The sequence below is a fragment of the Streptomyces sp. S186 genome (assembly GCF_051603415.1).
In the GTDB taxonomy this organism is placed as follows: domain Bacteria; phylum Actinomycetota; class Actinomycetes; order Streptomycetales; family Streptomycetaceae; genus Streptomyces.
In genome coordinates, this window is record NZ_CP193932.1 from 6170348 (window position 1) to 6193935 (window position 23588).

A 23588-nucleotide genomic window follows, 5' to 3' on the forward strand; every position below is an offset into this window, starting at 1 on the left:
CAGTCCGAGAAGCAAGCAGTCGTCCGCATCCCCGAAATTCCCCGAAATTCAGGCGCACCGCCCGTGCGGTGTCCGGATGTTGGAAGGCATCTTTCGCTTTTCGAGAAGCGAGTCATCCTGTAACCTGCACGAAATTTCGCGGAGGGCCAACGTCGTCCCTCGGCAACCCCTATTGCCACGACGACGTTGGGAGAGCCGATGCGCCACGCGTCCACGCACTCCGCGACCACCAGCGGCGCCGCCGCCGCTTGGTCGCCCATGGACGGCCGCCCCGCCCAGCAGGGAATGTACGACCCGCGCAACGAGCACGACGCCTGCGGCGTCGGCTTCGTGGCCACCCTCACCGGCGAGGCCAGCCACGCCCTGGTCGAGCAGGCCCTGACCGTGCTGACCAATCTGGAGCACCGCGGCGCCACCGGCTCCGAGCCCGACTCGGGCGACGGCGCGGGCATCCTGCTCCAGATCCCGGACGCGTTCCTCCGCGCGGAGGCCACCTTCGAGCTCCCCGCGGCCGGCTCCTACGCCGTCGGCATCGCCTTCCTCCCCTCCGACGCCCACGAAGCGGCCGCGGCCGTCTCACGGATCGAGACGCTCGCCGGTGAGGAGGGCCTCACCGTCCTCGGCTGGCGGGTCGTCCCGGTCGCCCCGCAGCTGCTGGGCAACGGCGCCCGCGCCACCATGCCGGCCTTCTCCCAGCTGTTCGTGGCCGACGGCGAGAACACCGGCCTGGCGCTGGACCGCAAGGCGTTCGCGCTGCGCAAGCGCGCCGAGCGGGAGGCCGGGGTCTACTTCCCCTCGCTGTCCGCCCGGACCATCGTCTACAAGGGCATGCTGACCACCGGCCAGCTGGAGCCCTTCTTCCCGGACCTCTCCGACCGCCGGTTCGCCACCGCCATCGCCCTGGTCCACTCGCGGTTCTCCACCAACACCTTCCCGAGCTGGCCGCTGGCCCACCCGTACCGCTTCGTCGCGCACAACGGCGAGATCAACACCGTCCAGGGCAACCGCAACTGGATGCGGGCCCGCGAGTCCCAGCTGGCGTCGAAGCTCTTCGGAAACGAGGACCTGGAGCGGCTCTTCCCGGTCTGCACCCCGGACGCCTCCGACTCCGCCACCTTCGACGAGGTCCTGGAGCTGCTCCACCTCGGCGGGCGCTCGCTGCCGCACGCGGTGCTGATGATGGTCCCCGAGGCGTGGGAGAACGCCACCGCCATGGACCCGGCCCGGCGGGCCTTCTACCAGTACCACTCCACGATGATGGAGCCCTGGGACGGCCCGGCCTGCGTCACCTTCACCGACGGCACCCAGGTCGGCGCGGTGCTGGACCGCAACGGTCTGCGCCCGGGCCGCTACTGGGTCACCGACGACGGCCTGGTGGTGCTCTCCTCCGAGGTCGGCGTCCTGGACATCGACCCGTCGAAGGTCGTCCGCAAGGGCCGCCTCCAGCCCGGCCGGATGTTCCTCGTCGACACCGCCGAGCACCGCATCATCGAGGACGACGAGATCAAGGCCCAGCTGGCCGCCGAGCACCCCTACCAGGAGTGGCTGGACGCCGGCCTGATCGACCTGGCCGACCTGCCCGAGCGCGAGCACATCGTGCACACCCACGCCTCGGTCACCCGCCGCCAGCAGACCTTCGGCTACACCGAGGAGGAGCTGCGGGTTATCCTCGCCCCGATGGCCAAGGCCGGTGCCGAGCCGATCGGCTCGATGGGCACCGACTCGCCGATCGCCGCGCTCTCCGAGCGCCCCCGGCTGCTCTTCGACTACTTCACCCAGCTCTTCGCGCAGGTCACCAACCCGCCGCTGGACGCCATCCGGGAGGAGCTGGTCACCTCCCTGATCTCCTCCCTCGGCCCCCAGGGCAACCTCCTGGAGCCCACCGCGGCCTCCTGTCGCAGCGTGACCCTGCCGTTCCCGGTGATCGACAACGACGAGCTGGCCAAGCTCGTCCACATCAACGCCGACGGCGACATGCCCGGCATGAAGTCCGTGACCCTCTCCGGCCTCTACCGCGTCTCCGGCGGCGGCGAGACGCTGGCCGCCCGGATCGAGGAGATCTGCGCCGAGGCCGACGCCGCCATCGCCGACGGCGCCCGGCTGATCGTGCTCTCCGACCGCCACTCGGACGCCGAGCACGCGCCGATCCCGTCGCTGCTGCTCACCGCCGCCGTCCACCACCACCTCATCGCCACCAGGACCCGCACCCAGGTCGGGCTGCTGGTCGAGGCCGGCGACGTCCGCGAGGTGCACCACGTCGCGCTGCTGATCGGCTACGGCGCCGCCGCGGTCAACCCGTACCTGGCGATGGAGTCCGTCGAGGACCTCGTCCGGGCCGGCACCTTCCTGCCGGGCGTGGAGGCCGAGACGGCCATCAGGAACCTCATCAAGGCGCTCGGCAAGGGCGTCCTGAAGGTCATGTCCAAGATGGGCATCTCCACCGTCGCCTCCTACCGCGGCGCGCAGGTCTTCGAGGCCATCGGCCTGGACGAGGAGTTCGTCGCCCGGTACTTCCAGGGCACCACCACCAAGATCGGCGGCGCCGGCCTGGACGTCATCGCCAAGGAGGTCGCGGCCCGGCACGCCAAGGCGTACCCGGCCTCCGGCATCACCGCCACCCACCGCGCCCTGGAGATCGGCGGCGAGTACCAGTGGCGCCGCGAGGGTGAACCGCACCTCTTCGACCCGGAGACCGTCTTCCGGCTCCAGCACTCCACCCGCTCGCGCCGCTACGACATCTTCAAGCAGTACACCCAGCGGGTGAACGAGCAGGCGGAGCGGCTGATGACGCTGCGCGGCCTGTTCTCCTTCGCCTCCGGCCGCCCGTCGGTCCCGCTGGACGAGGTCGAGCCCGCCTCCGAGATCGTCAAGCGGTTCTCCACCGGCGCGATGTCCTACGGCTCGATCTCCCGCGAGGCCCACGAGACCCTCGCCATCGCCATGAACCAGCTCGGTGGCAAGTCCAACACCGGCGAGGGCGGCGAGGACCCGGAGCGGCTGTACGACCCGGCGCGCCGTTCGTCGATCAAGCAGGTGGCCTCCGGCCGCTTCGGCGTGACCTCCGAGTACCTCGTCAACGCCGACGACATCCAGATCAAGATGGCCCAGGGCGCCAAGCCCGGCGAGGGCGGCCAGCTGCCCGGCCACAAGGTCTACCCGTGGGTCGCCAGGACGCGTCACTCGACGCCCGGCGTCGGCCTGATCTCCCCGCCGCCGCACCACGACATCTACTCCATCGAGGACCTCGCCCAGCTCATCCACGACCTGAAGAACGCCAACCCGGCGGCCCGCATCCACGTGAAGCTGGTCTCCGAGGTCGGCGTCGGCACGGTCGCCGCGGGTGTCTCCAAGGCGCACGCGGACGTTGTCCTGATCTCCGGTCACGACGGCGGTACGGGCGCCTCGCCGCTCACCTCGCTCAAGCACGCCGGCGGCCCCTGGGAGCTGGGCCTGGCCGAGACCCAGCAGACGCTGCTGCTCAACGGCCTGCGCGACCGCATCGTGGTGCAGACCGACGGCCAGCTCAAGACCGGCCGCGACGTGGTCATCGCCGCGCTGCTGGGCGCCGAGGAGTTCGGTTTCGCGACCGCGCCGCTGGTCGTCTCCGGCTGCGTCATGATGCGCGTCTGCCACCTGGACACCTGCCCGGTCGGCATCGCCACCCAGAACCCGGTGCTGCGCGAACGCTTCGCCGGCAAGGCCGAGTTCGTCGTCAACTTCTTCCAGTTCATCGCAGAGGAGGTCCGCGAGCTCCTCGCCGAGCTGGGCTTCCGCACCCTGGACGAGGCGATCGGCCACGCCGAGGTCCTCGACGTCGCCCGCGCGGTGGACCACTGGAAGGCCCAGGGCCTGGACCTCGCCCCGCTGCTGCACGTCCCCGACCTGGCCGACGGCGCGGTCCGCCACCAGATCACCGCCCAGGACCACGGCCTGGAGAAGGCGCTGGACAACGAGCTGATCAGGCTCGCCACCGACGCGCTGGCCGCGGACACCGCCGAGGCCGCCCAGCCGGTCCGCGCCCAGGTCGCGATCCGCAACATCAACCGCACCGTCGGCACCATGCTCGGCCACGAGGTCACCAAGAAGTTCGGCGGCGCGGGCCTGCCCGACGACACCATCGACCTCACCTTCACCGGCTCCGCCGGCCAGTCGTTCGGCGCGTTCCTGCCCCGCGGCATCACCCTCCGCCTGGAGGGCGACGCCAACGACTACGTCGGCAAGGGCCTCTCCGGCGGCCGGATCATCGTCCGCCCGGACCGCGGCGCGGACCACCTCGCCGAGTACTCCACCATCGCCGGCAACACCCTCGCCTACGGCGCCACCGGCGGCGAGCTGTTCCTGCGCGGCCGGGTCGGCGAGCGGTTCTGTGTCCGCAACTCCGGTGCCACGGTGGTCTCCGAGGGCGTCGGCGACCACGGCTGCGAGTACATGACCGGCGGCAACGCCGTCGTCCTGGGCGCGACCGGACGCAACTTCGCGGCCGGCATGTCCGGCGGCTTCGCCTACGTCGTCGACCTCGACCCGGCCAACGTCAACGCCGAACTTGCCGGCGCGGTCCGCCCGTTGGACGACAACGACAAGCGGTGGCTGCACGACGTGGTGCGCCGCCACCAGGAGGAGACCGGCTCCACCGTGGCCGCCAAGCTCCTCGCCGACTGGGATGCCGCGGCCGCGCGCTTCAGCAAGGTCGTCCCGCCCACGTACCAGGCAGTGCTCGCCGCCAAGGAAGCCGCCGAGCAGGCCGGGCTCTCCGAGTCCGAGACCCACGAGAAGATGATGGAGGCGGCGACCAATGGCTGACCCCAAGGGCTTCCTGACCCACGAGCGCGAGCACGCCAAGACCCGCCCCGTCGAGGAGCGCGTCAAGGACTGGAACGAGGTCTACCAGCCCGGCTCCCTGCTGCCGATCATCACCAAGCAGGCGTCGCGCTGCATGGACTGCGGCATCCCGTTCTGCCACAACGGCTGTCCGCTCGGAAACCTCATCCCCGAGTGGAACGACTACGCCTACCGCGAGGACTGGACCGCGGCCAGCGAGCGGCTGCACGCGACCAACAACTTCCCCGAGTTCACCGGTCGCCTCTGCCCCGCCCCCTGCGAGGCGGCCTGCGTGCTGGGCATCAACCAGCAGCCGGTCACCATCAAGAACGTCGAGGTCTCCATCATCGACAAGGCGTGGGACAGCGGCGACGTCACCCCGCAGCCGCCCGAGCGGCTCTCCGGCAAGACCGTCGCCGTCATCGGCTCGGGCCCGGCCGGCCTGGCCGCCGCCCAGCAGCTGACCCGCGCCGGCCACACCGTCGCGGTGTACGAGCGCGCGGACCGCATCGGTGGCCTGCTCCGCTACGGCATCCCCGAGTTCAAGATGGAGAAGCGGCACATCAACCGCCGCATCGAGCAGATGCGCGCGGAGGGCACCAAGTTCCGCACGGAGGTGGAGATCGGCCGCGACATCGACGCGGCCAAGCTCCGCAAGCGCTACGACGCGGTGGTCATCGCCGCCGGTGCCACCACCTCCCGCGACCTGCCGGTGCCCGGCCGCGAGCTGAACGGCGTCCACTTCGCGATGGAGTACCTGCCGCTGGCCAACAAGGTGCAGGAGGGCGACCTGACGGTCTCCCCGATCAGCGCCGAGGGCAAGCACGTGGTCGTCATCGGCGGCGGTGACACCGGCGCGGACTGCGTCGGCACCGCGCACCGCCAGGGCGCGGCGTCGGTGACCCAGCTGGAGATCATGCCCCGGCCAGGCGAGGAGCGGAGCGCCGGCCAGCCCTGGCCGACCTTCCCCATGCTCTACAAGGTCACCTCCGCGCACGAGGAGGGCGGCGAGCGGGTCTACTCCGTCTCCACCACCCACTTCGAGGGCGACGAGGACGGCAACGTCCAGTGGCTGCACCTGATCGAGGTGGAGTTCAAGGACGGCAAGCTGGAGCAGAAGCCGGGGACGGAGCGCCGCATCCCCGCCCAACTGGTCACCCTCGCCATGGGCTTCACCGGCACCGACCAGAAGAACGGCCTGGTCGAGCAGTTCGGGCTGGAGCTGGACGCCCGCGGCAACGTCGCCCGCGACGCGGACTTCGCCACCAACGTCCCCGGCGTGTTCGTCGCCGGCGACGCCGGCCGGGGCCAGTCGCTGATCGTGTGGGCCATCGCCGAGGGCCGCTCCGCCGCCCGCGGCGTGGACCGCTACCTCACCGGAGCCAGCGCCCTGCCGGCCCCGATCAAGCCGACGGACCGCGCACTGACCGTGTGACGCCCCGTCATCCGATGTCCCGTACAGCGTCGTACGGAGGCACGAGGACCGGGTGAGAGCCCGGTCGTCGTACGGCGGCGCCTGTCCCCTCCCCCGACCGGAGGGCAGGCGCCGCGCTGTCCTTCCCGGCCGGTCAGCCGTCCCGCTGAGTGGGGAAACGCCGCCCCAACTGCCGGGCCAGTTCCCGGGCGGGCGCCGGGACGGGCTCCGGCGGGGGAGTGACCGGCGGCCGGAAATCGTGCACCGGGGCGCGCCAGGCCGACACGTCGATGCTGCCGTCGCCCAGCGGCAGCACCCAGCGCGGGTCGGCGTGCACCCGCAGCACCTGCGCCTCGATCTGGGTCCAGGCGCCGTCCGTCATCGTCCGCTCGCCGACCCGGCGGGCCTCCAACTGCACCGGACAGTGCGCCAGTCGGGGCGGCCGGACCAGCTCGGACGGCTCCGTCCACGGCCCCTCCGGCTCGGTGCCGCAGTCCGTCCCCTCCTGCGCCGCGTCCTCTTGGGGCGGCAGGTTGAAGACAACGTCGGGGCGTACCGCGAGATTCTGCGCGGTGCGCCCCAGGGCGGGCAGCCAGACGCTCACCACCGGCCCGAGGTCCCACCGGATCCGCAGCGCGACCAGCACGAACGTCCCGTCGTCGTTCTCCGTGGACAGCAGCGCCGGCACCACCGAACTGCTCTTCTCCAGCGCGGATTTCATGCTCCCGAGGATAGAAGCCGGACGATTCGGTGCTCACCGAAGTGTTATATGCGATTACGCTCTGCACATGATTCGATGGGACGCCGATCATGAAAACACCGCGGAAACCCCCGATCTGGCCGCCCTCGCGGCGCTGCTCGCGGACCGTACCCGCGCCGCCATCTGCATCGCCCTGCTCGACGGCGGCACCTGGACCGCCGGCGAACTGGCCGAGTACGCCGGGGTGGCCCCGTCCACCGCGACCGAACACCTCAATCTCCTGGTCGCCGGCGGCCTGCTGGCCGAGGAGCGGCAGGGCCGGCGGCGCTACGTCAGGCTGGCCGGCCCCGACACCGCCGAGACCCTGGAGAACCTCGCCGGCCTCGCCCCCTACCGCCAGGTGCGGATCCGCTCGCTGGCCGAGGCCAACCACCGCCGGGCCCTGCACCACGCCCGCACCTGCTACGACCACATCGCCGGGGCCCTCGGGGTGGCCCTCGCCGAGACGATGACCGAACGCGGGCTGCTGGTAAGGGAATACGGGCTGGAGCTGACCGCCGCCGGCACCGAGTGGCTCGCCGCGCTCGGCATCCCGCACGCCGGCCACTCGCCGGCCCACCGGGCGCATGTGCGCACCTGCCTGGACTGGACCTCGCGCCGCCAGCACCTCTCCGGCGCGGTCGGTGCGGCCCTGTACCGGCACGCGCTGGAGCATCGCTGGATCATCAAGGCCCCCGCCAGCCGCATCCTCGCGATCACCGAGGCCGGCCGGGCCGCCTTCCGTGGCCGGCTGGGGCTGCCCGACGAGGTGCTGACGCCCACGCCCGCGGTGCCGCCGCCGCGCGACCGGACGGAGGTCAGTCCCCGCCGACCTGGGTGATCCGGTCGTCGCCCAGGCGGTGCTGGACGTCCTGGAGGAGGATCCGCAGCAGCCCGGCCAGCTGCTCCTGCTGCGCCGGGCCGAGCGCCTGGAGCAACTCCGCCTCGCGGCCCAGGACTTGGTCCACCGTCGACTCGACGAGGTCGTGGCCGGCCGGGGTCAGCTCGACCAGGACGCTGCGCGGGCGGCCCTCGCCGGGCCGGCGGGTGACCAGGCCCTCGCGTTCGGCGCGAGCCACCCGCTGGGAGACCGCCCCGGCGGTGACCATCGAACGCCGGCCCAGCTCCCGGGTGCTCAGGGTGTACGGCGGGCCGCTGCGGCGCAGCACGCTCAGCAGGTCGAGGGTGGCGATGTCCACCCCGGCGCGCTGGAGCACCCGGCGCCGGTCGTCGCCCAGCAGCTTCGCCAGCCGCCAGATCGGCGTGACGATCCCGATCGAGGAGACCGGTGTGCCGGGGCGCTCGCGCTGCCAGGCGGCGGCGATCTCGTCCACCGGGTAGGGCGACGGGCCGGCCGTCGTCCCGTCGTCGTCCCGCGCCTCGAAGTCGCTTGCCACCGGGCCTCCTGGAAGTGTTATGTTCAGGTCTAAATTTAGCACTGAACGACGGCCGCTCCACGCTCCGTACGTTTAGACCTAAAAATTAGAAGGATTCCGCACATGGCACGCACCATCCTTATCACCGGCGGCGGCACCGGCATCGGCCGTGCCCTCGCCGAGCACTTCGCGGCCCACGGTGACCACGTCGTCATCACGGGCCGGCGCCCCGGCCCCGTCAAGGAGACCGCGGACGCGCTCCCCGGGGCGACCGGCCTGGTCTGCGACCACACCGACCCCGCCGCGCTGCTCCGGCTCGCCGCGGAACTGCCCGAGCGCCTGGACGTCCTGGTCAACAACGCCGGCGGCCAGACCGACTTCGACGCCGACGGCGCCACCGACCTGGCCTCCTACGCCCGCGACTTCCGCGCCAACCTCGACGCCAACCTGCTCAGCGCCGCGCTGACCACCCGCGCCGTGGACGACCGGCTGGCGGCCGGCGGCGCCGTGATCCACATCGGCTCCATCGCCGCCGACCAGGGCTCCGGCTCCTACGGGGCGGCCAAGGCCGGACTGGCCTCCTGGAACATCGACCTGGCCCGGACCCTCGGTCCTCGCGGCGTCACGGCCAACGTCGTCTCGCCCGGCTACATCGCCGACACCGAGTTCTTCCGCGACAAGCTCGCCGACGAGCGCCGGGAGCGGCTGATCGCCGCCACCGCCACCGGCCGGGCCGGCACCCTGGACGACATCACCGGCGCGGTGGCCTTCCTCGCGTCGCCGGGGGCCCGGCACATCACCGGCCAGGTGCTGAACGTCAACGGCGGTGCGTACGCCTCGCGTTGACGTCGGGGCCGGCGGCCTGCACCCAGGGCCCCGTCCAGGGGGCAGCCGTCAGCCCTTCAGCAGCTGTTTGCCGGTGGCGGCGTCCACCACCTTGCGGCCCGCCAGCGGGCTGCTCAGCCGCACCTTCGTCTTCTGCGTGGCCAGCTGCTCGGTGCAGATCCCCTTCGGGTTCTTCTTCCTGCCCCAACCGGAGACCACCACCAGCTCCTTGGACTCCATGACCCGGGCGCCGTAGCGGGCGTCACAGGCACTGTGGCCCACGGTCACCGTCAGTTCCCGGACGTCGCGGCTCGCGGGGCGGTCGGCGCCGGCCAGCGGCAGCAGCGCGTCGTGCCGGCCGGGCACGGGGGAGACCTTCGGCCAGTCCTGGACGATCTGTGCGGCCCGCTGGGTGAAGGCGTCACCGGTGCGGTGCGGCGGCGAACTGTGCACCGTCTGCGTGGCCTGGCCGCAGCCGGAGAGCGCGACGGCACCGGCCGCGGCGAGCGAGACGGCCCAGGCGGTCACACGGGTGCGCGGACGGGTGTGGTGGATGGTGTGCTGCATGACGTGCCTCCTCGGTCGGTCGCGGATGGGACGTGTCAGGGGCACGACGGGTTCCCTCCTCTCCAGCGGGGCAGGGCGGGAACGAGAGCCGTGCGCACCCGTGTTGCACGGGTAAGTTCGGTCCCGGTGCGCGGCGCACCGGCGCCCGGAGGGGCGGAGGCGAGCGGAGGAGTGAGACACGCATGCGGCTGCACACCCACGAGTGGGGCGCCGGCGACCGGATCGCGGTACTGGTCCACGGGATCATGTCCGACCACCGGACCTGGCACCGCGTCGGCCCGGCCCTCGCCGCGCGCGGTTACCGCGTCATCGCCGTCGATCTGCGCGGCCACGGCCGCAGCCCGCGCGGCGAGTACGGCCCGGAACTCTTCGCCGACGACCTGGTGGACACCCTGCCGGCCGGTGTGGAGGTCGCCCTGGGACACTCGCTGGGCGGGCTGGCGCTGGCCCTGGCGGTCGAGCGGCTGCGGCCGCGGCGGGCGATCTACAGCGATCCGGCGTGGTCGACGGGGCCGAAGGGGGAGATCGACCCGGCGGTGTTCGTGACGTTCAAGAAGGCCGACCGGGGCGTGGTGCGGTACTTCAACCCGCGCTGGGACGACGCCGATGTCGAGATCGAGCTGGCCACCCTCGCGGACTGGGACACCGGGACGGCGCTGGCGCTGTCCGATGACCGGCTGCGGGACGGGACGCCGGAGCGCCCGGTGGTGCCGTCGCTGGTGCAGATCGCGGGGGAGGGGTTCCTCTTCACCGAGGAGGCGGGGAAGGAACTCGCCGGCCGGGGCTTCGAGGTGCGTACGGTGCACGGCGCCGGGCACACCATCCACCGGGACGATCTGGAGGGGTTCCTGGCCGGGCTGGAGGGTTGGATCTGAGCCGGAGGGTTGAATCCGACCGGGGCAGTGAGGTGATGTCTCGTCAGGTCTCGCAGTCCAGGAGGGACTTGCACAGGCCGCAGCGGGCCTGGAGGCGGCCGCGGACCGGGACGCGGATCCGCTGCCAGCAGGTCGGGCAGGGGAAGGACACCCGCAGGGGCGCGTCGCCGGCGGCGGGTTCGAAGGCGTAGCCGTCGCCGGGGCCGTGGGCCGGCGGCCGGGGGTGCGGTGCGGTGCCGGGCCGGCCCTGGGCCGCGCGGCGGTCCTTGGCGTAGCGGAGCCGGGCGGCCCAGCCGGCGGCGGCGAGCGGCGGCCGCCGGTCGTCCTGGCGGGCCCGCGCCCGGCCGGCGGTGTACGCGTCGTACGCCTGCGGGCTGGTGAACCACGGCGCGGGGTCCTCGGTGAAGAAGGCGGCGCGCTTGGCCAGGACGTAGCCGAACTCCTCGGGCGTCAGATAGCCCAGCTTCTGGGAGAACGGGCCGTGCTCGCGGTAGGCGTCCAGCAGCAGCCAGCCGGCACCGAGATAGGCGGCGGCGGTGTCGGTGAGGATCTCGTTGTCGCGGGTGCCGGGGAAGGACAGGTCCAGCCGGTGCAGCCAGACATGGGTCACCTCGTGGGCGAGGGCGGCGCCGATGTCCTTGCGGTGGCGCCGGAAACGGTCGTTGAGCTCGACGAAGTACTCGGGCCCGGCGGTCAGTTCGACGGTCGCGGCGTGCTCCATCTCGCGGAAGGTGATCACGATCCGGGCGTCCGGCAGATGCAGTTGGCGGACCATGGCGCGGGCGACCCGCTGGGCGCCGAGGTGGAGGTCCTCGTCGTCGTCGAAGGCGACGTCGACCGGCAGCACGCTGGTGGGAAAGGTGCTCACGGTGTCGTGCGACAGGCGCCGGAAGAGCGCCGTGAGGGCGGCGCGGACCGTGTCGAGATGGGGGAAGCCGTGCGCGATCGCGCTGCCGCCGGTCGTCATCCGCACACTCTACGGCCGGCGCGCCGGGCCCGGCACCGGGGCGTACGGGGCGTATGGGGCCTACGGGGTACGGGAGTTGGCCGGATGTTGACCCTTGTCACTCTTATCCCGCAGTCCACATAATCGCAGGGCGCTTTACGGGTTCATTGCCTGGATGCCCCGAGGCTTTGCGGTGTGCTGCCGTCGTTCACGCGGACTTTGCGGTCGGTATGCGCGGCCCTGGCATTGGCATGGGCCTGACATGGCGCACTCGACCCCCCACGAAAGGAAGCCCGTTGCGCAGCTCCCTGAAGCACCTCAAGAGATCCACCGCCGCCGGCGCCGTCGCCCTGGCCGCCCTCAGCCTCCAGCCCGTCGCCGCGCACGCGGCTCCCGCCCCCACCCCAGGCGGCTCCGTGCACTCCCACGTCGTCGGCGGCACCCGCGCCGGCCAGGGTGAATTCCCCTTCATGGTCCGGCTGTCGATGGGCTGCGGCGGTGCCCTCTACGCCAAGGACATCGTGCTCACCGCCGCCCACTGCGTCGACGGCAGCGGGCCCGACACCTCCATCACCGCCACCGCCGGCGCCGTCGACCTGGAGGACGCGGCCGCCGTCAAGGTCAACTCCACCCAGGTCCTGCAGGCCCCCGGCTACAACGGCAAGGGCAAGGACTGGGCCCTCATCAAGCTCGCCAAGCCCATCGACCAGCCCACCCTGAAGATCGCCGAGAACGACACCTTCAACAAGGGCGACTTCACCATCGCCGGCTGGGGCGCCGACAAGGAAGGCGGCGACCAGCAGCGCTACCTCCTCAAGGCCACTGTCCCGTTCGTCGACGACGCCACCTGCCAGAAGGCGTACGGTGACTCCCTCACGCCCGGCGAGGAGATATGCGCCGGCAAGCTCGACACCGGCGGCACCGACACCTGCCAGGGCGACTCCGGCGGCCCGATGTTCCGCAAGGACGACGGCGGCCAGTGGCTCCAGGTCGGCATCGTCTCCTGGGGCGAGGGCTGCGCCCGCCCCGGCAAACCCGGCGTCTACACCGAGGTGAGCACCTTCACGGCCGACATCAAGAAGGCCGCCGGCCAACTCGGCGGCTGACCCGGCCCGCACCCGCGACGGCCGGGGCCCGGGGGTGTGCCCGGGCCCCGGCCCGTTCCGCCATCCGCCCCCCGCGGCTTGCGCGGCCCGCCCGCCGCGGTTCCGATGGAACCATGCCGATCAGCGTGGTCATCGCCGACGACCAGGAGATGGTCCGGACGGGCTTCCGGATGATCCTGGAAAGCCAGCCCGACATCGAGGTCCTCGACGACGTCACCGACGGCGCCGCCGCCCTGGAAGCCGTCGAACGACTCCAGCCCGACGTGCTCCTGCTCGACCTCCGGATGCCGAAAATGGACGGCCTGGAAGTCACCCGCCGGCTCGCCGAGCGCGCCGTCGACCACCCCGAATACCACGACCGCCCCCGGATCGTCATCGTCACCACCTTCGACCGCGACGAATACGTGCACGCCGCCCTGCACAGCGGCGCCTGCGGCTTCCTCCTCAAGGACGCCAGCCCCGCCCTGCTCGTCGAGGGCGTGCGCGCCGCGGCCGCCGGCGACGCCCTCGTCTCACCCTCCCTCACCCTGCGACTGCTGCGCACCATGGGCCCCGACACCGGCCGCGCACCCGCAAGGACCCCCTCCGAACCCCTCACCGAACGCGAGGAGCAGGTCGTCCGCGCCCTGGCCACCGGCCGCACCAACGCCGAGATCGCCGAAGAACTCTTCGTCTCGCTCTCCACCGTCAAGACCCACCTCGCCAACGTCCAGGCCAAACTCGCCGCCCGCAACCGCGTCGAGATCGCCGCCTGGGCCTGGGAAACCGGGCTGGCCACCGGCGAATGAGCCCGATGACCGGGTGGGCCCGCGCCCACCCCCACAAGGCCGCCGCGGCCAAGACCGGCCTCGCCGCGGTCCTGCACGCCGCCGACGCCGACTGATCGCGGTCTCCTCGGCCCCCTCCGCCCGGCTCCCCGAAACTCCCCGTCCCCCCCGCCAGACAGCCGTGGCAAGCTGCACCACATGCCCGTACTGCAGCGTTCCGAAGCCGAAGCCCGCGCCCGCCTGCTCCACGTCGACCGCTACGAGATCGCCCTCGATCTCACCCACGGCGACGAGGAGTTCACCTCCCGCACCGTCATCCACTTCACCGCCCGCGAACCGGGCGACACCTTCGCCGAGATCCGGCCCGCCACGCTCCACACCGCCACCCTCGACGGCCGGCCCCTCGACCCCGCCACCCTCGACGACAACCGCCTGCCCCTCACCGGCCTCAGCGCCGGCCCCCACCAGCTCCACCTCGACGCCACCATGCGCTACTCCCGCACCGGCGAGGGCATGCACCGCTTCACCGACCCCGCCGACGGCGAGAGCTACGTCTACACCCAGCTCTTCATGGACGACATCCAGCGGGTCTTCGGCGCCTTCGACCAACCCGACCTCAAAGCCGCCTTCGACCTGACCGTCACCGCCCCGCCCACCTGGACCGTCCTCGCCAACGGCCGCACCGCACAACTCCCCGACGGCACCTGGAAAGCCGCCACCACCCCCCGCATCAGCACCTACCTCGTCGCCGTCGCAGCCGGCCCCTGGCACTCCGTCCGCACCGAACACGCCGGCCTGCCCTTCGGCATCCACTGCCGCCGCAGCCTCGCCCCCCACCTCGACACCGACGCCGAGGAAATCCTCGACCTCACCCGCCGCTGCTACGACCGCTACCACCAGATCTTCGAGGAGCCCTACCCCTTCGACTCCTACGACCAGGCGTTCGTCCCCGAGTTCAACGCCGGCGCCATGGAGAACCCCGGCCTGGTCACCTTCCGCGACGAGTACGTGTTCCGCTCCGCCGTCACCGACACCGAACGCCAGACCCGCGGCGTGACCATCGCCCACGAAATGGCCCACATGTGGTTCGGCGACCTCGTCACCCTCCGGTGGTGGGACGACATCTGGCTCAACGAGTCCTTCGCCGAGTACATGGGCTACCAGGTCCTCTCCGAAGCCACCCGCTTCAAGGACACCTGGACCGGCTTCGCCGTCGCCCGCAAGGGCTGGGGCTACGACGCCGACCAGCGCCCCTCCACCCACCCCGTCGCCCCGACCCCCGAGGACGTCCCCGACACCGCCTCCGCCCTCCTCAACTTCGACGGCATCTCCTACGCCAAGGGCGCCTCCGCCCTGCGCCAACTCGTCGCATGGATGGGCGAGAAGGACTTCCTCGCCGGCATCAACGACCACTTCGCCCGGCACCGCTTCGGCAACGCCACCCTCGCCGACTTCCTCGACTCCCTCGCCCGCGCCACCGACCGCGACATCCACAACTGGGCCGAACGCTGGCTGCGCACCACCGGCGTCGACACCCTCACCCCCGCCGTCACCGCGGAACCCGGCAGCTGGCACCTCGACATCACCCACACCGGCAGCCGCCCGCACCGCATCACCGTCGGCACCTACGACCCCGACCCCCACCACCCCGACCGGCTCACCCCGCGCGACCGCCTCGACATCGACATCCCCACCGACGGCCACCCCACCCGCCACACCTTCCCCCAGACCGCCCCCGCCCTCGTCGTCCTCAACGACGGCGACCTCACCTACGCCAAGGTCCGCTTCGACCCCGCCTCCTGGCAGACCGCCGCCCGCAGCCTCTCCGCACTGCCCGACCCGCTCACCCGCGCCGTCGTCTGGAACGCCGCCCGCGACCTCGTCCGCGACGGCCAACTCCCGCCCGCCGCCTACCTCGACGCCGCCCGCGACCACCTCCCGCACGAGACCGACCTCGCCATCGTCCAGGGCGTCCTCGCCTTCGCCCGCACCCAGATCGCCGACCGCTACCTCACCCCCACCGACCGCCACACCGCCCTGACCACCCTCACCGCCCTCAGCCGCGACCTCCTGCGCCGCACCGAAGGCCCCGGCCACGGCCCCGCCGCCGGCCTGCGCCTGACCGCCGTCCGCACCCTCATCGACAGCGCCACCACCCCCGAAGCCATCCAGGACTGGCTCGACGACGGCAGCGTCCCCGGCGGCCCCGCCCTCGACCACGAACTGCGCTGGCGCATCCTCGGCCGGCTCGCCACCCTCGGCGCCGCCCCCACCGACGCACTCCACGCCGCCATCGACGCCGAACTCGCCCGCGACCAGAGCGCCACCGGCCGCGAGGGCGCCGCCCGCTGCCGCGCCGCCCTCCCCGACCCGGCCGCCAAACAGGCCGCCTGGGACGCCCTGTTCACCACCGACGAGGACACCGCCCTCTCCAACTACCTCTTCACCGCCACCGCCAACGGCTTCTGGGCCCCCGAACAACAGGACCTGCTCCGCCCCTACGTCACCCGCTACTTCACCGACGTCCCCGCCCTCGCCGCCCGCCGCGGCCCCGCCCTCGCCCGGGCCGCCGGACGCAACGCCTTCCCCACCCCCTTCATCGAGGACACCACCCTCCGCCTCGGCGAGACCTGCCTGGCCGAGAGCGACCCGACACCGGCCCTGCGGCGCACCCTCGTCGACCAACTCGACGACCTGCGCCGGGCGTTGCGCGTCCGCGCCGCCGACAGCGAGCGGTAGCGCACGCCGACACGGAGTGGTAACACCGGCGGCGCGGGGCGCGGGTGTCACCCGGCGGAAGCCGCCGGTGGCACCCGTGTCGCGTCCGCGCCACCCCCGGCTCCCGCTCCTCGACGGTGCGCAAGACCGCAGGCAACCGAACATCTGCGGGACACCCATCCCACGAACGGGTGATACCGGCGTAACGGGTGGATACCCGCCGTACCGGACCAGTAACTTAGGGCGGCCTAAGACCCGGTGCCCATGCACCCAACTCCCTTTGAAGAAGAGCCCCTTGATGCCAGTCGCCCCTGCCGGCACCGCCCTCGCAGGCGGCGCCGACGGCCCCCGCGCGCTCCGCCCCCTCCTCGACACCGTCCTCGACGCCCTCACCACCGGCGCCCAGGAGCGCTCCGGCCCCCTCCCGCCCGGCGGCCCCGCCACCGTCGCCCGCACCGTCCGCGACGCCTGCCTCCCCCTCCTCCCCGAAGAGGGCACCGGCCCGCACACCGCCCTGCGCACCCTCGTCCACACCCTCACCGCCGGCGCCGCCGACCCCGCCGACCCGCACTGCGCCGCCCACCTGCACTGCCCCCCACTCGCCCTGGCCGCCGCCGCCGACCTCGCCGCCAGCGCCCTCAACCCCTCCATGGACTCCTGGGACCAGGCCCCCGCCGCCTCCGAACTCGAAACCCTCACCGCCCGCGCCCTCGCCGCCCTCGTCTACCCCGAGGCCACCGCACCCGACGCCCTCGTCACCACCGGCGGCACCGAGTCCAACCAACTCGCCGTCCTCCTCGCCCGCGAAGCAGCGTGTGAGGACACCCGACCCCCGCACCCCACCAGCCCCCTCCGCATCGTCTGCGGAGCCAACGCCCACCACAGCATCCACCGCGCCGCCTGGCTCCTCGGCCTCCCCGAACCCCTCACCCTCCCCACCCCCGACGGCACCCTCGACCCCGCCACCGTCCACACCTGCCTCGCCGAACTCACCGGCCGCAGCGGACCAGTTCTGCTCACCGCCACCGCAGGCACCACCGACGCCGGTGCCATCGACCCCCTCCCGGCCCTCGCCGACCTCGCCGACCACCACGGCGCCCGCCTCCACATCGACGCCTCCTACGGCGGCCCCCTCCTCTTCAGCGACACCCACCGCCCCACCCTCACCGGCCTCGCCCGCGCCCACACCGTCACCCTCGACCTGCACAAACTCGGCTGGCAACCCGTCGCCGCCGGCCTCCTCGCCGTCCCCGGCCCCGCCACCCTCACCCCCCTCGCCCACCAGGCCGACTACCTCAACCCCGACGACGACACCGAAGCCGGCCTCCCCGACCTCCTCGGCCGCTCCCTGCGCACCACCCGCCGCCCCGACATCCTCAAGATCGCCGTCACCCTCAAGGCCCTCGGCCGCCAGGGCCTCGGCGACCTCGTCGACCGCACCCTCGCCGCCGCCCAGACCCTCGCCGACCTCATCGACGCCCACCCCCGCTACGAACTCCACTCCCGCCCCACCCTCACCACCGTCCTCTTCCGCCCCACCGGTGCCGACGACACCACCCTCGCCACCATCCGCCGCTCCCTCCTCACCGAAGGCCACGCCGTCCTCGGCCGCGCCACCACACCCACCGGCCTCTGGCTCAAAACCACCCTCCTCAACCCCCACACCCAACCCGGAGACCTCACCACCCTCCTCAAACTCGTGGAAGGCCACACCCCGCGATGAACACCCCACCGCACACCGACCCCGACACCCCCACCGACACCCCCGGCCCCGACGAACCCCTCGACCTCATCGGCATCGGCATCGGCCCCTTCAACCTCTCCCTCGCCGCCCTCGCCCACCCCCTCACCCACCTCCGCACCGCCTTCTACGACCAGCGCCCCGCCTTCCACTGGCACCCCGGCCTCCTCATCGACGGCACCACCCTCCAAGTCCCCTTCCTCGCCGACCTCGTCACCCTCGCCGACCCCGCCAGCCCCTGGACCTTCCTCAACTACCTCAAGACCCGCGAACGCCTCTACCCCTTCTACTTCGCCGAGCGCCTCCACATCCACCGCGCCGAATACGACGCCTACTGCCGCTGGGTCAGCGAAAACCTCCCCACCCTCCACTTCGGCCACCACATCGACGCCGTCCGCTGGAACCACGAACGCCGCCTCTTCGAAGTCGACTACACCCAACTCGACGCCGACGGCGAAGCCGAAGCCCTCGGCCGCACCCACACCCGCAACCTCGTCCTCGGCATCGGCACCGCCCCCCACATCCCCATCCCCCTCCGCCCCCTCGCCGAGGCCCCCACCGTCCCCGTCATCCACTCCGCCGACTACCTCGACCACCGCGAACGCCTCCTCGCCGCCGACCACCTCACCGTCATCGGCGCCGGCCAGTCAGGCGCGGAAATCTTCCTCGACCAGCTCCGCGCCCGCCCCGCCGGCCGCGAGAACCTCCACTGGCTCGCCCGCACCCCCGCCTTCGCCCCCATGGAATACAGCAAACTCGGCCTGGAACACTTCACCCCCGACTACACCCGCTACTTCCACGCCCTCCCCGAACGCACCCGCGACGAACTCCTCCCCGCCCAATGGCAGCTCTACAAGGGCATCGACCACGACACCCTCGCCGCCATCCACGACGAGCTCTACCGCCGCACCCTCGACGGCGGCTGGCCCCACACCGTCCTCACCCCCGGCGTCCAGGTCCGCACCGCCGGCCGCGTCGGCACCACCAAAGTCGAACTCCACCTCGAACACGCCCAACAAGGCAGCCGCAGCCCGCTCCACCCGCCGTCACCACCGACGCTACCGTCGTCCTCGCCACCCGGCTCGCCGCCCTCGACCCCTACCTCCGCCGCCGCCTCGACACCCTCGAACACCACCGCCCTCGACCCCCTACCTCCGTCTACGTCCGACGCCCACGAACGGCGCCCCCGCATCGACGAACACCTGGCGCCTCGTCCATCCTCAACTCCCCCAACCATCCCTTACCCCCTCCCCTCCACCTACGTCACCAGAACGCCGAACGCCACACCCACGGCGTAGGCGCCCCCGACCTCGGCCTCGCCGCCTGGCGCAGCGCCACCATCCTCAACTCCCTCACCAACACAACCCCTTACCCCCTGCACCAACCGGGGGAGAGGGGCTTCACCACCTTCGGCCCGCAATGACCTTCTTCGCCTTCACCCACCCGACGATCGTGTTCCGGATCTCCTCCGAACTCGACCACACCGACGCCGCCTTCGCCACATGCGGGAAACCACCACCACCGTTCGCCCGGTAGTTGTTCACCGCCAGCACGAACCGCGCCCCGTCATCCAACGGCCGGCCCTGATACCGCAGATTCGTGATCCGCGAACCCGCCGGCTTCGCGATGTCGATGTCATACGTGAGCCCACCGACCACGTCGTAGTTGAAGTCAGGCGTGTTGTCCGCGTTCGTCAGCTTCGCCGGATCCACCGGCGCACCCGGCGCCGTCCGCACGAAATACCGCGCCGAGAACTCCAGATAATCCCGCAGCTGCGCACCCGTCATCAGCCGCGCATCCAGCGTGTTCTCGTACACATACAGCCCCGCCACATCACGCAGCGACACCCGGCCCGCCGGAATCGCCGCCGACCGCGAGAAACACGCCGCCTGTGACAGCACCGGAAGCGAAGCGTACTTCGTACCGGCCAGCGCCGACCGCACCGTGTCCATCTGCACGAAATTGATGAAGTCGATGATCGGCGTGTCCTTGTACGGAGCCTCGGCCGCCGACATCGCCGCCTTGCACGTCCCCACCGCCTGATTCACGTACTTCACGACCGCCTGGTGCTCACGCCGCACCAGCCGCGCGATCTCCGGATCCTCCGCCGCCGTATTGGCATTGCGCACTTCCGCCTTCACCGACACCACCTCCCAGCGGCCCCGGCACCACTCCACCTCGAAATCGAAGACACTCAGCCGCATCCCCCACATCAGCGGCTCGGACAGCACCACACTCCGGCCGGTTTCCTTGTTCACCACCGTCCGGGACGCCACCTCCTTGTGCGTATGACCCACCAGAATCGCGTCGATACCCGGCACCTGCTCGGCCACCAGCGACGACGCGTTCTCCGGATACGGCACCGCATCCCCGTACGACGTCCCACCGTCCAGACCCGAATGATCCGTACAGACCACCACATCACAGCCCAGCGAGCGCAGCTTCGGCACATACACCCTCGCCTGCTCGACCAGCCCCGGGAACGTCAACTTCCCCTGCACATGCGCCTTGTCCCACACCGCGATACCAGGATTCGTCAGCCCCAGAATCCCCACCCGGATATCCCGGTGTCCCGGCACCTTGATCCGCTTCACCACATACGGCGGAAACGCCGGCTTCAACGTCCGCGCATCCAGCGCGTTCGCCGCCAGCAACGGGAAATCACACTGCTCCTGGAACTTCCGCAGCACCGGAATACCGTAATTGAACTCATGATTGCCGAGCGCCGCCGCGTCGTACCCCATCCTGTTCATCGCCAGCGCCATCGGATGCTTCGGCCCGTGCGGCGCGGTGATCGGATCGACCCGCGCGTAGTAATACGACAGCTGAGTGCCCTGAATGATGTCACCCGCGTCGATCAGCAACGTACGATGCCGCCCCGCCTCCTTACGGGCCGCCGCCACCAACGTCGAGATCTTCGCCAACCCGACATCGTTGTGCGCCGCGTCGTCATACTCCTTGTCGGTGAAATAGTCCCAGTTCAACACATGCCCGTGCACATCCGTCGTGCCCAGCACCCGGAACGGCACCCGCCCGCCCCGCCCGCGCCCCGGCCGCGCCTCCCGCTCCTGTGCCAGCGCACCCTGCGGCAGCGCCCCCGTGAGCGCCACCCCCGCACCGGCCGCGGCCGAACGCCCCAGGAACTTCCGGCGGTTGAACGACATGGCGATTCCCCCCAAGAGGTCAGATGGTCCCAATGCGCCCGGTGGTAGGCCACCTCGCAACAACGCGCGTAGATTGTGGCCCCAACCACCCCCCTCGCAACAGCCCCACAACATTGCGAACAGGTGACTCCCCGGCGACCAGTTGACCGGAACACCCACACCGGCTGGCAAGCTGACCCCATGACCCAGCCCACCCCACCCCTCCCGTACGGCACCCCCGACGCCCCCCGCCTCGCCGTCCGGGGCGAAGCCCACCTCGAAGTCGACCCCGAAATCGCCCGCATCACCATCACCATCAGCGCCCGCGGAACCGACCGCACCACCGCCCTCACCGACCTCACCCGCCGCAACGAACACGCCCTCGCCCTCATCAAGAGCTACGGCGACGCCGTCGAACAACTCGAAACCGGCAGCTTCACCCTCACCCCCCAACTCACCGACAAAGGCCGCCACGAACGCATCCGCGCCTACCACGGCCGCGTCACCCTCACCGCCACCCTCAACGACTTCACCGCCCTCGGCGAACTCACCACCCGCCTCGCCGACCTCGAACTCACCCGCGTCGACGGCCCCTGGTGGGCCCTCCGCCCCGACTCGCCCGCCCACCGCAGCGCCCGCACCCAGGCCGTCCACGAAGCCATCCAGCGCGCCCGCGAATACGCCGAAGCCCTCGGCGCCACCCTCGACGCCGTCCTCGAAATCGCCGACATCGGCGCCGAAAGCCACCCCCAGCAACAGGGCTACGGCTTCGCCGCCCCCGCCGGCGCCCGCAGCGCCGCCCTCGAAACCGCCCCCGCCCTCGACCTCGAACCCCACCGCCAGACCGTCCACGCCAGCGTCAACGCCCGCTTCACCATGACCCGCCCCGCACTGTGAGACCACCGCGGGACCACCGCGAGATCACCCCGCGCGAAGCCGTAATTCCGCTCATCGGAGCGGCTTCGCGCCCATTCCAAAACTTGTCAACAGGCTTTCACCAAGCGGTCGTTGAGCAGTCACGTCACCACACTTCCCTACCGCCCGGTAAGTCATAGGGTCGAAGCATGCGCCGAGCAAAAATCGTCTGCACACTGGGCCCCGCCACCGACTCGTACGAGCAGATCAAAGCCCTCGTCGACGCCGGAATGGACATCGCCCGCTTCAACCTCAGCCACGGCACCTACGCCGAACACGAAGCCCGCTTCGACCGCGTCCGCAAAGCATCCGAGGAATCCCACCGCAGCATCGGAATCCTCGCCGACCTTCAAGGCCCGAAGATCCGCCTGGGCCGATTCCGCGAAGGCCCCGTACTCCTTGAACGCGACGACACCTTCACCATCACCGTGGAAGACGGCATCGAAGGCGACCGCCACCTCTGCGGCACCACCTACTCCGGCCTCGCCGGCGACGTCACCCCCGGCGAACGCATCCTCGTCGACGACGGCAGGGTCACCCTGGAGGTCACCGAGGTCTCCGGCCCCCGGGTCCACACCACCGTCATCGAAGGCGGCATGGTCTCCGACCACAAGGGCCTCAACCTCCCCGGCGTCGCCGTCTCCGTCCCCGCCCTCTCCGAAAAGGACCAGGACGACCTCCGCTGGGCCCTGCGCTACGGCGCAGACGTCATCGCCCTCTCCTTCGTCCGCAGCGGCCACGACATCCAGGACGTCCACCGCATCATGCGCGAGGAGGACCGCTTCCTCCCCGTCATCGCCAAGGTCGAAAAGCCCCAGGCCGTCGAGAACATCGACGACATCGTCGCCGCCTTCGACGGCATCATGGTCGCCCGCGGCGACCTCGGCGTCGAAATGCCCCTGGAAACCGTCCCGATCGTCCAGAAGCGCGCCATCAAACTCGCCAAGCGCAACGCCAAACCGGTCATCGTCGCCACCCAGATGCTCGACTCGATGATCGACAACTCCCGCCCCACCAGGGCCGAGGCCAGCGACGTCGCCAACGCCGTCATCGACGGCACCGACGCCGTGATGCTCTCCGGCGAGACCAGCGTCGGCAAGTTCCCGTTCGAGACGGTCCGCACGATGTCCCGCATCGTCGAAGCCGCCGAGGAAGACCTCCTCGCCAAGGGGCTCCCGCCGCTCACCGAGGCCAACAAACCCCGCACCCAGGGCGGCGCCGTCGCCCGCGCCGCCGCGGACATGGGCGACTTCCTCGGCGCCAAGTTCCTCGTCGCCTTCACCCAGTCCGGCGACACCGTCCGCCGCCTCTCCCGCTACCGCTCGCCCATCCCCCTCCTCGCCTTCACCCCCGACCCCGCCACCCGCTCCCAACTCAACCTCACCTGGGGCGTGGAGACCTTCCTCGGCCCCACCGTCAACTCCACCGACGAGATGGTCGCCCAGGTCGACGAGCAGCTCCTGAAGATCGGCCGCTGCAAGAAGGGCGACGTCGTCATCATCACCGCCGGCTCCCCGCCCGGAGTCCCCGGCTCCACCAACCTCGTCCGCGTCCACCACATCGGCGAGGACGACATCCAGAAGTAGCCCCACATAGCCCCACCCGCACGCACCCGCACCAACTCCGCTGGGCCGAGGT

At 71.4% G+C, this 23588-nt stretch carries 16 protein-coding genes and 1 pseudogene; 12 read left to right on the forward strand and 5 right to left on the reverse strand.

Translation table 11 applies throughout. The features are described 5' to 3' along the window. Window positions 1-198: 198 nt before the first annotated feature. Together gltB and ACRAS8_RS26595 are read left to right on the forward strand one after the other, a co-directional pair. Window positions 199-4800: a glutamate synthase large subunit gene (gene gltB / locus ACRAS8_RS26590; protein WP_438488522.1), complete on the forward strand. Its 4602-nt coding sequence runs from the start codon at window positions 199-201 to the stop codon at window positions 4798-4800. After that, window positions 4793-6253 carry a glutamate synthase subunit beta gene (locus ACRAS8_RS26595; protein ID WP_438488523.1) on the forward strand — a complete coding sequence of 487 codons (1461 nt, stop codon included), beginning with the start codon at window positions 4793-4795 and terminating at the stop codon, window positions 6251-6253. Before gltB ends, ACRAS8_RS26595 begins: the two co-directional genes overlap by 8 nt. Window positions 6254-6386: 133 nt before the next feature. Here the strand turns inward: ACRAS8_RS26595 and ACRAS8_RS26600 are convergent, their stop codons facing one another. Continuing rightward, window positions 6387-6953, reverse strand: coding sequence for a hypothetical protein (locus ACRAS8_RS26600; RefSeq protein WP_438488524.1), 567 nt, complete (start codon window positions 6951-6953; stop codon window positions 6387-6389). A 67-nt stretch (window positions 6954-7020) separates the two neighbouring features. Between ACRAS8_RS26600 and ACRAS8_RS26605 the strand changes: the two genes are divergently transcribed. Continuing rightward, on the forward strand, window positions 7021-7812 hold the full coding sequence (locus ACRAS8_RS26605) for an ArsR/SmtB family transcription factor (RefSeq protein ID WP_438488525.1): 792 nt from the start codon (window positions 7021-7023) through the stop codon (window positions 7810-7812). Here ACRAS8_RS26605 and ACRAS8_RS26610 read toward each other — a convergent pair. Continuing rightward, on the reverse strand, window positions 7790-8368 hold the full coding sequence (locus ACRAS8_RS26610; protein ID WP_438488526.1) for a MarR family winged helix-turn-helix transcriptional regulator: 579 nt from the start codon (window positions 8366-8368) through the stop codon (window positions 7790-7792). The two genes, ACRAS8_RS26605 and ACRAS8_RS26610, sit on opposite strands and share 23 nt — an antisense overlap. Before the next feature lie 102 nt (window positions 8369-8470). Between ACRAS8_RS26610 and ACRAS8_RS26615 the strand changes: the two genes are divergently transcribed. After that, entirely contained in the window at window positions 8471-9193 is a 723-nt protein-coding gene (locus ACRAS8_RS26615) for an SDR family NAD(P)-dependent oxidoreductase (protein ID WP_438488527.1), read from the forward strand. A 48-nt stretch (window positions 9194-9241) separates the two neighbouring features. Here ACRAS8_RS26615 and ACRAS8_RS26620 read toward each other — a convergent pair whose 3' ends face one another. Continuing rightward, complete coding sequence (locus ACRAS8_RS26620) at window positions 9242-9739, reverse strand: hypothetical protein (RefSeq protein WP_438488528.1); 498 nt, start codon at window positions 9737-9739, stop codon at window positions 9242-9244. A 182-nt stretch (window positions 9740-9921) separates the two neighbouring features. Here ACRAS8_RS26620 and ACRAS8_RS26625 point away from each other — a divergent pair, with 182 nt between their 5' ends. Then, a complete protein-coding gene (locus tag ACRAS8_RS26625) occupies window positions 9922-10614 on the forward strand; it encodes an alpha/beta fold hydrolase (RefSeq protein WP_438488529.1) in 693 nt (230 codons plus the stop codon). Window positions 10615-10657: 43 nt separating this feature from the next. Here ACRAS8_RS26625 and ACRAS8_RS26630 read toward each other — a convergent pair whose 3' ends face one another. Further along, window positions 10658-11581, reverse strand: a complete 924-nt coding sequence (locus ACRAS8_RS26630) for a hypothetical protein (protein ID WP_438488530.1) — start codon at window positions 11579-11581, stop codon at window positions 10658-10660. 275 nt (window positions 11582-11856) lie between these two features. Here ACRAS8_RS26630 and ACRAS8_RS26635 point away from each other — a divergent pair, with 275 nt between their 5' ends. From ACRAS8_RS26635 to ACRAS8_RS26655, 5 genes and pseudogenes are all read left to right on the forward strand, one after another. Beyond that, a complete protein-coding gene (locus tag ACRAS8_RS26635; protein ID WP_438488531.1) occupies window positions 11857-12666 on the forward strand; it encodes a S1 family peptidase in 810 nt (269 codons plus the stop codon). 113 nt (window positions 12667-12779) lie between these two features. Then, on the forward strand, window positions 12780-13454 hold the full coding sequence (locus ACRAS8_RS26640) for a response regulator (protein WP_438488532.1): 675 nt from the start codon (window positions 12780-12782) through the stop codon (window positions 13452-13454). A gap of 177 nt (window positions 13455-13631) precedes the next feature. Then, on the forward strand, window positions 13632-16172 hold the full coding sequence (gene pepN, locus ACRAS8_RS26645; RefSeq protein ID WP_438488533.1) for an aminopeptidase N: 2541 nt from the start codon (window positions 13632-13634) through the stop codon (window positions 16170-16172). Window positions 16173-16449: 277 nt separating this feature from the next. Beyond that, a complete protein-coding gene (locus ACRAS8_RS26650; RefSeq protein WP_438488534.1) occupies window positions 16450-17874 on the forward strand; it encodes a pyridoxal phosphate-dependent decarboxylase family protein in 1425 nt (474 codons plus the stop codon). Further along, a pseudogene (locus ACRAS8_RS26655) lies at window positions 17871-19315 on the forward strand (lysine N(6)-hydroxylase/L-ornithine N(5)-oxygenase family protein). The gene ACRAS8_RS26650 and the pseudogene ACRAS8_RS26655 overlap by 4 nt, the downstream one beginning before the upstream one ends. On the opposite strand, the gene ACRAS8_RS26660 reads toward ACRAS8_RS26655, so the two are convergent. Further along, the gene (locus ACRAS8_RS26660; RefSeq protein ID WP_438488535.1) at window positions 19293-21056 is read right to left on the reverse strand and encodes a bifunctional metallophosphatase/5'-nucleotidase; all 1764 of its coding nucleotides are present in this window, start codon (window positions 21054-21056) and stop codon (window positions 19293-19295) included. The pseudogene ACRAS8_RS26655 and the gene ACRAS8_RS26660 overlap by 23 nt on opposite strands. Window positions 21057-21236: 180 nt before the next feature. Between ACRAS8_RS26660 and ACRAS8_RS26665 the strand changes: the two genes are divergently transcribed. Continuing rightward, the gene (locus ACRAS8_RS26665) at window positions 21237-21932 is read left to right on the forward strand and encodes an SIMPL domain-containing protein (protein ID WP_438488536.1); all 696 of its coding nucleotides are present in this window, start codon (window positions 21237-21239) and stop codon (window positions 21930-21932) included. Between the two features lie 167 nt (window positions 21933-22099). Beyond that, the gene (gene pyk / locus ACRAS8_RS26670) at window positions 22100-23536 is read left to right on the forward strand and encodes a pyruvate kinase (RefSeq protein WP_438488537.1); all 1437 of its coding nucleotides are present in this window, start codon (window positions 22100-22102) and stop codon (window positions 23534-23536) included. The last annotated feature ends 52 nt before the right edge of the window (window positions 23537-23588 follow it).